The 11994-nt window shown below is 59.3% G+C and carries 12 protein-coding genes; 7 read left to right on the top strand and 5 right to left on the bottom strand.

The annotated features are described in order from the left end of the window. Nucleotides 1–32: 32 nt before the first annotated feature. The gene (gene dcd, locus ASF84_RS02020; protein ID WP_056834698.1) at nucleotides 33–599 is read right to left on the bottom strand and encodes a dCTP deaminase; all 567 of its coding nucleotides are present in this window, start codon (nucleotides 597–599) and stop codon (nucleotides 33–35) included. A gap of 302 nt (nucleotides 600–901) precedes the next feature. On the opposite strand from dcd, the gene ASF84_RS02015 reads away from it, so the two are divergent. Next, nucleotides 902–1111 (top strand): cold-shock protein, encoded by a 210-nt coding sequence (locus tag ASF84_RS02015; RefSeq protein WP_056834696.1) that lies wholly within the window; start codon nucleotides 902–904, stop codon nucleotides 1109–1111. A 112-nt stretch (nucleotides 1112–1223) separates the two neighbouring features. On the opposite strand, the gene apbC is transcribed toward ASF84_RS02015, so the two are convergent. Beyond that, the gene (apbC, locus tag ASF84_RS02010) at nucleotides 1224–2318 is read right to left on the bottom strand and encodes an iron-sulfur cluster carrier protein ApbC (protein WP_056834693.1); all 1095 of its coding nucleotides are present in this window, start codon (nucleotides 2316–2318) and stop codon (nucleotides 1224–1226) included. 175 nt (nucleotides 2319–2493) lie between these two features. On the opposite strand from apbC, the gene metG reads away from it, so the two are divergent. The 4 genes from metG to ASF84_RS01990 all read left to right on the top strand — a co-directional run bounded on the left by metG (nucleotide 2494) and on the right by ASF84_RS01990 (nucleotide 6609). Next, nucleotides 2494–4536, top strand: a complete 2043-nt coding sequence (gene metG, locus ASF84_RS02005) for a methionine--tRNA ligase (RefSeq protein WP_056834691.1) — start codon at nucleotides 2494–2496, stop codon at nucleotides 4534–4536. Nucleotides 4537–4625: 89 nt separating this feature from the next. Further along, nucleotides 4626–5645, top strand: coding sequence for an electron transport complex subunit RsxB (gene rsxB / locus ASF84_RS02000; protein WP_056834690.1), 1020 nt, complete (start codon nucleotides 4626–4628; stop codon nucleotides 5643–5645). A 38-nt stretch (nucleotides 5646–5683) separates the two neighbouring features. Further along, a complete protein-coding gene (gene nth / locus ASF84_RS01995) occupies nucleotides 5684–6322 on the top strand; it encodes an endonuclease III (protein ID WP_056834688.1) in 639 nt (212 codons plus the stop codon). A gap of 107 nt (nucleotides 6323–6429) precedes the next feature. Then, nucleotides 6430–6609 carry a PA3496 family putative envelope integrity protein gene (locus tag ASF84_RS01990; protein WP_056834687.1) on the top strand — a complete coding sequence of 60 codons (180 nt, stop codon included), beginning with the start codon at nucleotides 6430–6432 and terminating at the stop codon, nucleotides 6607–6609. 17 nt (nucleotides 6610–6626) lie between these two features. On the opposite strand, the gene ASF84_RS01985 is transcribed toward ASF84_RS01990, so the two are convergent. After that, entirely contained in the window at nucleotides 6627–7253 is a 627-nt protein-coding gene (locus tag ASF84_RS01985) for a response regulator transcription factor (protein ID WP_056834685.1), read from the bottom strand. A 1137-nt stretch (nucleotides 7254–8390) separates the two neighbouring features. Between ASF84_RS01985 and ASF84_RS01980 the strand changes: the two genes are divergently transcribed. Together ASF84_RS01980 and ASF84_RS01975 are read left to right on the top strand one after the other, a co-directional pair. After that, nucleotides 8391–8990 (top strand): helix-turn-helix domain-containing protein, encoded by a 600-nt coding sequence (locus ASF84_RS01980; protein ID WP_082481259.1) that lies wholly within the window; start codon nucleotides 8391–8393, stop codon nucleotides 8988–8990. A gap of 252 nt (nucleotides 8991–9242) precedes the next feature. Next, nucleotides 9243–9509, top strand: coding sequence for a hypothetical protein (locus tag ASF84_RS01975; RefSeq protein ID WP_156684128.1), 267 nt, complete (start codon nucleotides 9243–9245; stop codon nucleotides 9507–9509). A 64-nt stretch (nucleotides 9510–9573) separates the two neighbouring features. Here ASF84_RS01975 and ASF84_RS01970 read toward each other — a convergent pair whose 3' ends face one another. Together ASF84_RS01970 and ASF84_RS01965 are read right to left on the bottom strand one after the other, a co-directional pair. Continuing rightward, nucleotides 9574–10791, bottom strand: a complete 1218-nt coding sequence (locus tag ASF84_RS01970) for an argininosuccinate synthase (RefSeq protein ID WP_056834681.1) — start codon at nucleotides 10789–10791, stop codon at nucleotides 9574–9576. Between the two features lie 119 nt (nucleotides 10792–10910). Continuing rightward, complete coding sequence (locus ASF84_RS01965) at nucleotides 10911–11876, bottom strand: flagellar protein MotY (protein ID WP_056834678.1); 966 nt, start codon at nucleotides 11874–11876, stop codon at nucleotides 10911–10913. Nucleotides 11877–11994 lie beyond the last annotated feature (118 nt).

Raw genomic sequence — 11994 nt, 5'->3', positions numbered from 1 at the left:
GCCCCTGCATGAAATAGATTTCAGGTTGCCCTTCAGGCACGTGGCAAGGTGACGCCACGCTGGCCCTGGTACTTGCCGCCACGGTCCTTGTACGACACTTCACATTCCTCGTCGGATTCGAGAAACAGCATCTGCGCCACGCCTTCGTTGGCGTAGATCTTGGCCGGCAATGTGGTGGTGTTGGAAAACTCCAGGGTCACATGGCCTTCCCACTCCGGTTCCAGCGGCGTGACATTGACGATGATGCCGCAGCGCGCGTAGGTGCTCTTGCCCAGGCAGATGGTCAGCACGTTGCGCGGAATGCGGAAATACTCGACGGTGCGGGCCAGGGCAAAGGAGTTGGGAGGAATGATGCAGACGTCGCTCTTGACGTCGACAAAGCTGTTGGCATCGAAATTCTTCGGGTCGACGGTGGCCGAGTTGATGTTGGTGAAGATCTTGAATTCATCGGCGCAGCGCACATCGTAGCCATAGCTCGACACACCGTAGGAAATCAGGCGCTCGGCACCTTCGCCGCGCATCTGGCGCTCGACGAAAGGTTCGATCATGCCGTGCTCTTGCGCCATGCGGCGAATCCACTTGTCCGATTTGATGCTCATGGCGGTGTCCTGAAATAGCGAGGTAAAAAAGATGCGCACATCTTACCGGGCCGGGGCGTCTCCTACAAAGGCCACGCCTTCGTGAGCCGCTGTCAGACAAGGGAATGCAAATAATCCTCACCTGCCCATTGGCACTTCCGGGAAAAACGGTTAAGGTGGCGTCACTGTGTTGCTTGTGTCACTGAGAATCTCTACAAGATGTTGAATCCGATCACCATCACCATGAATTTCCAGCTCTTTGCACTCAGTCTCGGTCGGGGTGTTTCCTGATCCGCAGTTAACTTTGTCCAAGGAGATGCATCATGTCCAATCGCCAAACCGGTACCGTCAAGTGGTTCAACGATGAAAAAGGCTTCGGCTTCATCACCCCACAATCTGGCGAAGATCTGTTCGTGCACTTCAAAGCCATCCAGATCGACGGCTTCAAAACCCTGAAAGAAGGCCAGCAAGTTTCTTTCGTCGCTACCCGCGGCCAGAAAGGCATGCAGGCTGAAGAAGTGCAAATCGCTTGATTTTGCGCTAATTCGCTTCGAAAAACCCCGCTCTTGAGCGGGGTTTTTTATTGCCTGTAGAAAAGTGCCTTTATTTGCAGGCGCCACAAGAAGAGCGCCTGCAAAGGCTGGATCAGTCGTCGCTGACCGAAATGGTCGGCATGGCCGGGCTGGCCGCGGCCTGCAACACGATTCGCGCGCCCACCTGGCGGGCCAGCTCCTGATACACCATGGCAATCTGGCTTTGCGGCTCGGCGATGACCGTGGGCTTGCCGCCGTCGGCCTGCTCGCGAATCAGCATCGACAGCGGCAACGAAGCCAGCAGCTCGACGTCGTACTGGCTGGCCAGTTTCTCGCCCCCCCCCTCACCGAACAGATGCTCGGCATGCCCGCAGTTGGAGCAGATGTGCACGGCCATGTTTTCCACCACGCCCAGCACCGGAATGTTCACCTTGCGGAACATCTCAACGCCCTTTCTGGCATCCAGCAAGGCCAGGTCCTGCGGGGTGGTGACGATGACCGAACCGGCTACCGGTACTTTCTGCGCCAGGGTCAACTGGATGTCACCCGTGCCCGGCGGCATGTCGATGACCAGGTAATCCAGGTCGTTCCAGGCGGTCTGGGTCACCAGTTGCAGCAAGGCACCGGACACCATCGGGCCGCGCCAGACCATTGGTGTGTTGTCATCGGTCAGAAAGGCCATCGACATCACTTCGACGCCATGCGCCTCGATCGGCACGAACCACTTCTGGTCCTTGATCCTCGGCCGGGTGCCCTCGGCAATGCCGAACATGATGCCCTGGCTCGGACCATAGATGTCGGCATCGAGAATACCGACCCGGGCACCTTCGCGGGCCAGGGCCAGGGCCAGGTTGGCGGCGGTGGTCGATTTGCCGACACCGCCCTTGCCGGAGGCCACAGCGATGATGTTCTTGACATTGGCCAGCCCCGGAATCTGACTTTGCGCCTTGTGCGGCTGGATCCGGCTGGTGACCTGCACCCGGGCGGCCGTCACGCCCTCCAGGCCTTCGATGGCGGTCTGCAGCACCTGGGCCCAGCCCCGGCTGAACAGGTCGGCGGCATACCCCAGTTCGATCTGCACGCTGACGCTGCCGGCCTCGATATCGATGGCCTGCACGCAACCGGCGCTGACCGGGTCCTGGTTGAGATAAGGGTCGGTGTACTGGCGAAGAATGGTCTCCACCGCTGCGCGGCTCACTGCGCTCATGAACGGGCTCCAAATAGAAACTGAGTAAAACAGGCGGCTATCCTACCCCTTATGGCAGGCCGCGCCATGCTTTCACTGCAAATCCCGGCACCTTGTCGGGTGCGCGCGGGGTGAAAAAAAATCCCCACACCTTTATAGTGGCCGGTCTTCGTTTGACTTCAAGTAGCCGAGCCCCATGTCCGAGCCACGCAAGATTCTCGTTACCAGCGCCCTGCCCTATGCCAATGGATCCATTCACCTGGGTCACATGCTCGAGTACATCCAGACCGACATGTGGGTGCGTTACCAGAAGCACCGCGGCAACCAGTGCACCTATGTCTGTGCGGACGACGCCCACGGCTCGGCCATCATGCTGCGCGCCGAAAAGGAAGGCATCACCCCGGAACAACTGATCGACAACGTCAAGGCCGAGCACAGCGCCGACTTTGCCGACTTCCTGGTGGACTTCGATAATTTCCACTCGACGCACTGCGATGAAAACCGCGAGCTGTCGAGCCTGATCTATAAGCGCCTGCGCGATGCCGGTCATATCGCCACCCGTTCGGTGACCCAGTATTTCGACCCGGACAAGAAAATGTTCCTGGCCGACCGCTTCATCAAGGGCACCTGCCCGAAATGCAGCGCCGAGGACCAGTACGGCGACAACTGCGAAAAGTGCGGCGCCACCTACGCGCCCACCGAACTCAAGGACCCGAAATCGGCGATTTCCGGGGCCACGCCCGTGCTCAAGGACTCCAAGCATTTCTTTTTCGACCTGCCAGCCTTCCAGGACATGCTTCAGCAGTGGACCCGCAGCGGCACCCTGCAGGAAGCGGTGGCCAACAAGCTGGCCGAATGGCTCGACAGCGGCCTGCAGCAGTGGGATATCTCGCGCGATGCGCCGTATTTCGGCTTCGAGATCCCGGACGAGCCCGGCAAATACTTCTACGTATGGCTGGACGCACCGATTGGCTACATGGCCAGCTTCAAGAACCTCTGCGCCCGTCGCCCGGAGCTGGACTTCGATGCCTACTGGAACAAGGATTCCAGCACCGAGCTGTACCACTTCATCGGCAAGGATATCGTCAACTTCCACGCCCTGTTCTGGCCAGCCATGCTCGAAGGCGCGGGCCTGCGCAAGCCGACCGCGATCAACGTGCACGGCTACCTGACCGTCAACGGCCAGAAGATGTCCAAGTCGCGCGGCACCTTCATCAAGGCGCGCACCTACCTGGACCATCTGTCGCCGGAATACCTGCGCTACTACTATGCGTCCAAGCTGGGCCGCGGCGTCGACGACCTCGACCTGAACCTCGAAGACTTCGTGCAGAAGGTCAACTCCGACCTGATCGGCAAGCTGGTGAACATCGCCAGCCGCTGCGCCGGCTTCATTCACAAGGGCAATGCCGGGGTACTGGTGCAGGCCAATGCCGCACCGGAACTGACCGACGCCTTCCAGAACGCAGCACCGAGCATCGCCGAAGCCTATGAGGCCCGCGACTTCTCCCGTGCCATGCGTGAAATCATGGGCCTGGCCGACCGCGCCAACGCCTTTATCGCTGAAAAAGCGCCGTGGGCACTGGCCAAGCAGGAAGGCAAACAGGATGAAGTCCAGGCCGTCTGCGCGCTGGGCATCAACCTGTTCCGCCAACTGGTGATTTTCCTCAAGCCGGTGCTGCCGAACCTGGCGGCCGACGCCGAACAGTTCCTCAATGTCGCGCCGTTGACCTGGAACGATCACCAGACCCTGCTGGGTAACCATCAGCTCAATCCGTTCTCGGCCCTGATGACCCGCATCGACCCGGCCCGGATCGAGGCTATGGTAGCGGCGTCCAGGGAAGACCTGGCTGCCAGCGCCACCCAGGACGCCCCCAAGGGCAATGGCGAACTGGAAAAGGACCCGCTGTCGCCGGAAATCGAGTTCGACGCCTTTGCCGCCGTCGACCTGCGCGTAGCGCTGATCGTCAAGGCCGAGCACGTCGAGGGCGCCGACAAGCTGCTGCGCCTGACGCTGGATATCGGCGACCAACAGCGTAATGTGTTCTCGGGCATCAAGAGCGCGTACCCGGACCCGAGCCAGCTCGAAGGCCGGCTGACCATGATGATCGCCAACCTGAAGGCGCGCAAAATGCGCTTTGGTGTATCCGAAGGAATGGTCATGGCCGCCGGCCCCGGCGGTGAAGAAATCTACCTGCTCAGCCCCGACAGTGGCGCCAAGCCAGGTCAACGCATCAAGTAACAACGCATAAAAGGTCCGATAACTGCCCTTGGCGATTATCGGGCCTTTTCTGTGCCCCGCCAGGCCGCTGCGGCCTGTGGATACCCGCCATGAACCTGATTCAACGCATCGACGCCTTGTTGCCACAGACCCAGTGCGGCAAATGCGGCCATCCCGGCTGCATGCCTTATGCCGAAGGCATCGCCAGGGGCGAGGCCATCAATAAATGCCCGCCAGGCGGCGAGGAAACCCTGGACGCCCTTGCCCGGCTGCTGCAGGTCCAGGCGCCTCCCCTGGACACTGCGCGAGGTGCAGCGCCTGCCCAAGTGGCCTTTATTCGTGAAGCCGAATGCATCGGCTGCACCAAGTGCATCCAGGCCTGTCCGGTCGATGCCATCGTCGGCGCCGCCAAATTGATGCACACCGTGCTGGTGGATGAATGCACCGGTTGCGACCTGTGCGTAGCGCCCTGCCCGGTCGATTGCATCGACATGCTGCCCCTGCCTGCGACCCGTGTCGCCATGGTGGGCGACGCACGGCCGGATACCGCTCGGCACCTGGCACGCACCGGCAAGCGCGACCTTGCCAGGCAGCGCTATCAGCGCCGCAACGAGCGCTTGCAGCGCGAGCGCGAGCAGCGCCTGGCACGCACGCCACGCCCGCCTGTTGCAGCAACTGCACAGCCGGTGCAGGCATCGCCCATGCCCGGGCTCGCCACGCCAGGGAAACCGCGCCCGGAACCTGAAGATCAGGCGCTCAAACAGGCCAGGATCGCCCTGAACATGTGCCAGGCGCAGTTGAACAAATCGCTTAGGGCCTTCGGTCATCCTCCTGTCCGGGAACAGGCCATGCGCCTGCTGCAGCTGCAGCAGCAGGTCGATGCCGCCGAACAGGTGCTGCAAGGCCTGGCGCCGACGCAGCAGGCCCTGTCCGACACGCCGGCACAACCCCAACCGAAGGCCTCGATAGCGGCGCTCAAGCGTGCCAAGATCCAGCTGGCCATGGCCCGTGCCAGCCTTAACAAGGCACAGGTCGCAGGTGCCCCGGCGGATCAGTTGAGCACGCTGCACGCTCAGGTACAGGAAGCCGAACAGGCCTTGCACGCCGCCGAACACCCCAGCTCGCCATGAGGGCCCATCCGAAGGCCCGATGAGGATCAAGACCGACCATGAACGCCGCCAAACGCCAGGAGATCTTTCGCAGGCTCCACGAAGACAATCCGGACCCGAAAACCGAACTGGCCTACACCACGCCGTTCGAATTGCTGGTCGCCGTCACCCTGTCCGCCCAGGCCACCGATGTCAGCGTCAACAAGGCCACCGCCCGCCTGTTTCCGGTGGCCAATACACCTGAAGCCATCTATGCCCTGGGCGTGGAAGGGTTGTCCGGCTACATCAAGACCATCGGTTTGTACAACAGTAAGGCCCGCAATGTCATCGAGACCTGCCGACTGCTTATCGAGCGGCACAACAGCGAAGTGCCCCAGACCCGCGAAGCCCTCGAAGCGCTGCCCGGCGTAGGACGCAAGACCGCCAACGTGGTGCTCAATACGGCGTTTCGACAGGTTGCCATGGCCGTGGATACGCATATTTTTCGCGTCAGCAACCGCACCGGTCTGGCGCCGGGCAAGAATGTGGTCGAGGTGGAAAAGCAACTGATGAAGTTCGTGCCCAGAAACTACCTGCTCGATGCCCACCACTGGTTGATCCTGCACGGGCGCTACGTCTGCCAGGCGCGCAAGCCGCGTTGCGGCAGCTGCCGTATCGAAGACCTGTGCGACTACAAGGAAAAGACGAGCGACGATTGAGTAATAGAGTCATCCAGGCCCGGGCGATTGAAAAAATCTTTTTTACCCGCCAGGGGATTGGCGCTATAAGGGGCGCCAATGACAGCCCAAGCCTGGAGTCAAATTGCATGAGTACCGGCAAAGAGCAACTGGACGTTGAAGATGACTTTGTGATGGATGCGGACGACAGCGACCCTCCTCCTGTCGAGCCCGCCAAGACCAATCTGAGCAAACGCCGCACCATTGACAACATGCTTGAAGAACGGCGCCTGCAAAGGGAGCTGGCTGACTACGACTTCGATATCTGAAAACCCTCCCGCCTTTTTCAGACCAGGCCGTTGCGCTGCGCCAGCTCGATAAGGTCGACCAGCGAATGGGCGTTGAGCTTGAGCAGCAGGCGTGTCTTGTAGGTGCTGACGGTCTTGTTGCTCAGGAACATGCTGTCGGCTATTTCCTTGTTGGTCTTGCCCCGGGCAAGCTGCTGCAACACCATCATTTCCCGCCCCGACAGACGATCGACCATGTCGGCCTCACTGGCATTGCCCATGCTCGAGCGCACTGTGTGCAAAGCCTGGTTGGGGAAGTAGCTGTATCCCGACAGGACTGCCTTGATCGCGCTCAGTAACTCCGTGAGATCCTGCTGCTTGCACACATACCCTGACGCGCCTGCCTGCATGCACCGCATGGAGAAATGCCCGGGCGCCTGGGAGGTAAGGATCAGCACCTTGAACGGCAGGGACATGGCCGAAAGCCGGGCAATCACTTCCAGGCCATCAAGCTTGGGAATGCCGATATCAAGGATCACGATATCGGGCAAGTGCTCACGCGCCAGTTGCAGTGCGTCCACGCCATTGTCTGTCTCCGCGATGACTTCGTAACCATGGCGCTCCATCAGCATGCGTACGGCAAGGCGAATGACAGGATGATCATCCACGATCAGCACTTTATTCATGGGCAGTCCAATTTTTGCTATTCGAATTTTCAGAGTCAGCACAATAGCCTAGTCGTTTAGTGCTTTGCATGGCGCGCCCCCCTTAAGACCGACAGCCAAAGACCATTCCCACACTTAGAGGAGAACTTTCCTACAAATCTCGCCATAACTGACGAGCCATCGATGATCGTCACAAGTTATCCCTTCAAAATCCGGTGGAGTGATTGTTTTCCGGAACGCCGTGGTAGAGCCGCCTGCTTCATCCGGGGCACGCCTTGCTGCGCGAACATGCGCTAAAGCCCGACTTCAGACGAGGCCGTCATGAACATGAATATTTCATGACATTCCTGTTGTTACTGACCGGACAGGCGGCAACGAGTGAGTTCTCCTTTAGCAAAGTGCCACTCCTGTAAACCCCGGGAATGCGCCCTGCCGCTATGACCCATGCACGTCGCTCACACTCTGGCTGCCCGGCTCGACACTGACAGATGGCACATTCGCGCCCGAGTATTTCCCGGCAGGCAAATACCCTCATGCCAGCCCACGCAAGGCCAAGTGCCAGCGCGCCGTTTAAAACTACACGCAAGCTGACACTCTTTTCGTACATATATCTACTTCAGGAGTCAGACCACAAAATGTTCAGAAATACCTTACAGGCTTCAGGTCGGACGAGTCGACATATCGTCCAGCAACCGGCAACCTGCGGATATGTCTGACAGACATGACAGGCTCATCCGACGAGAAGCTAATACCATCTCCGACGCCGAATCCAGCCCCAATAGGCGAAAGAGGAAAGGGACTACATGAGTAACAGACGTTGCAATGAAACATGTAAGACACTTACCACACGAATAAGTGCTTTTATGTAGCCCTTTAATTTTTACTTGCAAAACCTATTACCAGTCGTTACTTTTTTAACAACGTCCCTTTACCAAACACCGATAAAACCTGTTTGCGCACGCCGCACAACCGGGCGCGGCCCGCCATTGATAATGGCGCCCTGACAACTGTGTTTCTTAATGGACTCTTCGGAGTCGAACGGACCCGATCAACATAAACATGGCCAATCAACTATATCCCTCTTGGTCACGGCCTCGACGGCCTGACGGTTCTTTTTGAATGGCCGTGTGTATAACCCTGTTCAAAAAGGAATAGATCATGAATAACAAACCCTCACTCTCGACGCTCGACCCCGCCACTGCGCTGGACCTGAAGGCGGCCGTCGAAGACTTTGTTGCCCAGGGCGGCGTCATTGCCGTCATTGCCGATGGCACTTCCTCATCCCGCCCGGCCCCGACACCCGAACCCCAACAAAAAAACCGCGAACCGGAACTTGACCAGCAGGCTAAACTTGAATTGCTCAAGGGGCTGGTCGACAAAGGCGCCGGGGTATCGTCGCTGCAATACTCACTGCGCATGAACAAGAAGGAGATTCGTCAGCTGGCCCTGGCGCATGGCATCAAGATCAGCTTCAGCCGTCCCGTCACGGAGGGACGCTACACCGCCCGGCACGAGGCGCTCGACGTCGACGACGTGCTGGCCGGCCATGCCATGCATTACTCGACACTGGGGTACACCGTACCCGAAATTGCGCAGGTCCTGGGCCTGAGCATTCGTCAGGTATGGAACATCGGCAAGGCCTATCGGTTCGAGTTCAAGCAATACAAGCCGGACGATAGCCTTTGTGGACCCGAGCCTGACACTCTGACCCCGGCATGCTCAGCAGCCCCTCACGAGCAGGACAATGACCTTAGTTAATGTAGGAATCATCTACATAACACATTGAATTGACCTGTTTGAGAAGTAAGCTCTTTAAGAAAGTCATTATTGGATAATGAGTTACACACAACGCCGTGCGTGTTGCCAGCATCTGGCAGCCCGAGGCTTTCACGCACGGGCAGGACTAAACTATTGCAAACACACCCGCGAGAGGACACATGAATACTTGCGCACCGCATCGATTCTGGATGTACCGAATCCACCCAATACGATCATACCCATGGAACTATCATGTCAATACTGAACGAATTCCGAGCATTGGAGCAGGCCTTGCAAACGCAACAGGACAGGCTTGAATCACTTAAGCACAATGAACAACTTTCCAGGGAACTGGCTTTTGAGCAAAAACTGCTGACGCTGTTGAAACGCCACAATATGGGCCTCGAACAACTGCTGGGTTTCATTCCCCGCTCATTGCAACAGCCACCGCCCAACCTGTGCGAGCCATCAGCCGTCTATAAGGCTGGCAAGTCCCGCAAACCACGCACCCAACCGTGAGGCGGATCATCGAATCGTGTCATGCAGCCCCGGCCGGGGCTGCATGACACGGTCAGGAAGCCGCTCAGAACAGCTTGCGGTTCTTGTTCGCGGCAATGCGCATGCGCAGGGCGTTGAGCTTGATGAAGCCCGCTGCGTCGGCCTGGTTGTAGGCACCGCCGTCTTCTTCGAAGGTTGCGATATTGGCATCGAACAACGAGTCATCGGACTTGCGCCCTACGACAATCACGTTGCCCTTGTACAGCTTCAGGCGCACCACGCCATTCACGTGTGCCTGGGAAGCATCGATCATCTGTTGCAGCATCAGGCGCTCAGGACTCCACCAGTAGCCGGTGTAGATCAGGCTGGCGTAGCGCGGCATGAGCTCATCCTTGAGGTGAGCCACTTCGCGGTCCAGGGTGATCGACTCGATGGCACGGTGGGCACGCAACATGATGGTGCCGCCCGGGGTCTCGTAGCAGCCGCGCGACTTCATGCCCACGTAGCGGTTCTCGACGATGTCGAGGCGACCGATACCGTTCTCGCCGCCAATGCGGTTCAGTTCGGCCAGCACCTGGGCCGGACTCAGGTCCTTGCCATCGATCGCCACGATGTCGCCGGCGCGGTAGGTCAGCTCAAGGTAGGTCGGGGTATTGGGGGCATCTTCAGGCGACCGGGTCCAGCGCCACATGTCTTCTTCGTGTTCGGTCCAGGTGTCTTCCAGCACACCGCCTTCATACGAGATGTGCAGCAGGTTGGCGTCCATGGAGTACGGCGACTTTTTCTTGCCATGACGCTCGATCGGGATGGCATGCTTTTCAGCGTAGTCCATCAGTTTCTCGCGCGACAGCAGGTCCCACTCGCGCCATGGGGCGATGACCTTGACGCCAGGCTTGAGCGCATAGGCGCCCAGTTCGAAGCGCACCTGGTCATTACCCTTGCCGGTCGCACCGTGGGAGATGGCGTCAGCACCGGTCTCGTTGGCGATTTCGATCAGGCGCTTGGCGATCAGAGGGCGTGCGATGGACGTACCCAGCAGGTACTCGCCTTCATAGACAGTGTTGGCACGGAACATCGGGTAGACGAAATCGCGCACGAACTCTTCGCGCAGATCGTCGATGTAGATCTCTTTCACGCCCATGGCCTGTGCCTTGGCGCGTGCAGGCTCGACCTCCTCGCCCTGCCCCAGGTCAGCGGTGAACGTCACCACTTCGCAGTTATAGGTATCTTGCAGCCACTTCAGGATCACTGAAGTATCCAGGCCACCAGAATACGCCAGAACGACCTTGTTTACGTCCGCCATGCCATCACTCCACCGGGTTGTACGGAAAACCGTCGAGTCTACCGTTCAAACCCGCAGATTTACAGTGGCGCGACAGCTTGTGACCCGCAGGCGACAGCGCTCGTACCCTTCGCAGGCGGTCAGGAGGCCTTGGCAGGCGCCCCTGTGGTGGACGGTGCCGGTGCCGACATACCAGCCGCCGGAGCGACCGGTGGTGCTACGGCAGGCGCGACAGGGGCGGGAAGTTCCTGGGGCGCCACACGCTCCAGATGCACATTCACCCGCCGGTTGCGGGCGCGGTTGGCATTGTTGGTATTGGCCGCCAGCGGATAGCGCTCACCGTGAAAGCGCAGGGTGATCTGCTCTTCAGGCACACCATTGGCCTTGAGGTAGTCCATGACCGCCAAGGCCCGACGTCGTGACAGGTCGCGATTGGTCAGGCGGTTGCCGCTGTTGTCGGAGTGACCGTCCAGCTCGATATGGTTGACCGTCGGATCGGCCTTCAGATAAGCCAGCATATTGTCCAGGCGCGCCCTGGCCTTGGCATCGAGCTCGATGCCGCCCCCTGGAAAACCGACCTCGGCCTGCTTGATCTGGTCGAAATTCATTGGCAGCAGCCTGGCCGTGCAGGCCTGGTACTCGCCAAAGGCCTCACGAAACCTGGCCGGCAACAGACGCACTTCCATATTGCCGCCGCCGTCACGAGCATAGTGACGTATCACCGGACTGCGGCCTTCGAGCAAGCCTGTGATCAGACGACCGGCTTGCGCCTGCGTGGTATTGAAGGGGATTTCGCCGTTACTGACCCGCACCGACCCCAGGTTGATATCGCCGCGCCCAGGCTGCCAGGGCGATGCGGCCGCCAGCAGAGTGGCCGAGCCGTTGCCCAGCGTATTGTAGGAAGCCTTCAGGCGAAAGATCGCCTGCTCGCCCGCACGGCGCACGAACTCACCCGCGCCCAGATCGGTAATGGGCTGGCTCAGGCGACATTCGAACTGATCGCCCTCGACCTTCCACTCGATGCTTTCCAGGCGTGTCTGGAAATTGATCGCCGCTGCCGGCAGGCTGACGACGAGGCTGAGCAGGGCTAGATATCGCTGGCGCACGGGAGGCTCCACCTGAAAAATTGGCGGCAAAACAGAAAAATGCCGACCTGATGGCTTGCTATCGGTAACTTCCCACAAAACTTGATAGCGAGTGCCTGAGACTGTCTTTTCCGGTAGC

The sequence above is a fragment of the Pseudomonas sp. Leaf127 genome, from assembly GCF_001423155.1.
In the GTDB taxonomy this organism is placed as follows: Bacteria; Pseudomonadota; Gammaproteobacteria; order Pseudomonadales; family Pseudomonadaceae; genus Aquipseudomonas; species Aquipseudomonas ovata.
This window is presented reverse-complemented; position numbering and strand designations above follow the sequence as displayed.

Coding starts and splice junctions, on each gene's coding strand:
- ASF84_RS01980 (WP_082481259.1), top strand. CDS start 8,391: ATGAATAACAAACCCTCACTCTCGACGCTCGACCCCGCCACTGCGCTG.
- ASF84_RS01970 (WP_056834681.1), bottom strand. CDS start 10,791: ATGGCGGACGTAAACAAGGTCGTTCTGGCGTATTCTGGTGGCCTGGAT.
- nth (WP_056834688.1), top strand. CDS start 5,684: ATGAACGCCGCCAAACGCCAGGAGATCTTTCGCAGGCTCCACGAAGAC.
- apbC (WP_056834693.1), bottom strand. CDS start 2,318: ATGAGCGCAGTGAGCCGCGCAGCGGTGGAGACCATTCTTCGCCAGTAC.
- ASF84_RS02015 (WP_056834696.1), top strand. CDS start 902: ATGTCCAATCGCCAAACCGGTACCGTCAAGTGGTTCAACGATGAAAAA.
- metG (WP_056834691.1), top strand. CDS start 2,494: ATGTCCGAGCCACGCAAGATTCTCGTTACCAGCGCCCTGCCCTATGCC.
- dcd (WP_056834698.1), bottom strand. CDS start 599: ATGAGCATCAAATCGGACAAGTGGATTCGCCGCATGGCGCAAGAGCAC.
- rsxB (WP_056834690.1), top strand. CDS start 4,626: ATGAACCTGATTCAACGCATCGACGCCTTGTTGCCACAGACCCAGTGC.
- ASF84_RS01985 (WP_056834685.1), bottom strand. CDS start 7,253: ATGAATAAAGTGCTGATCGTGGATGATCATCCTGTCATTCGCCTTGCC.
- ASF84_RS01990 (WP_056834687.1), top strand. CDS start 6,430: ATGAGTACCGGCAAAGAGCAACTGGACGTTGAAGATGACTTTGTGATG.
- ASF84_RS01975 (WP_156684128.1), top strand. CDS start 9,243: ATGTCAATACTGAACGAATTCCGAGCATTGGAGCAGGCCTTGCAAACG.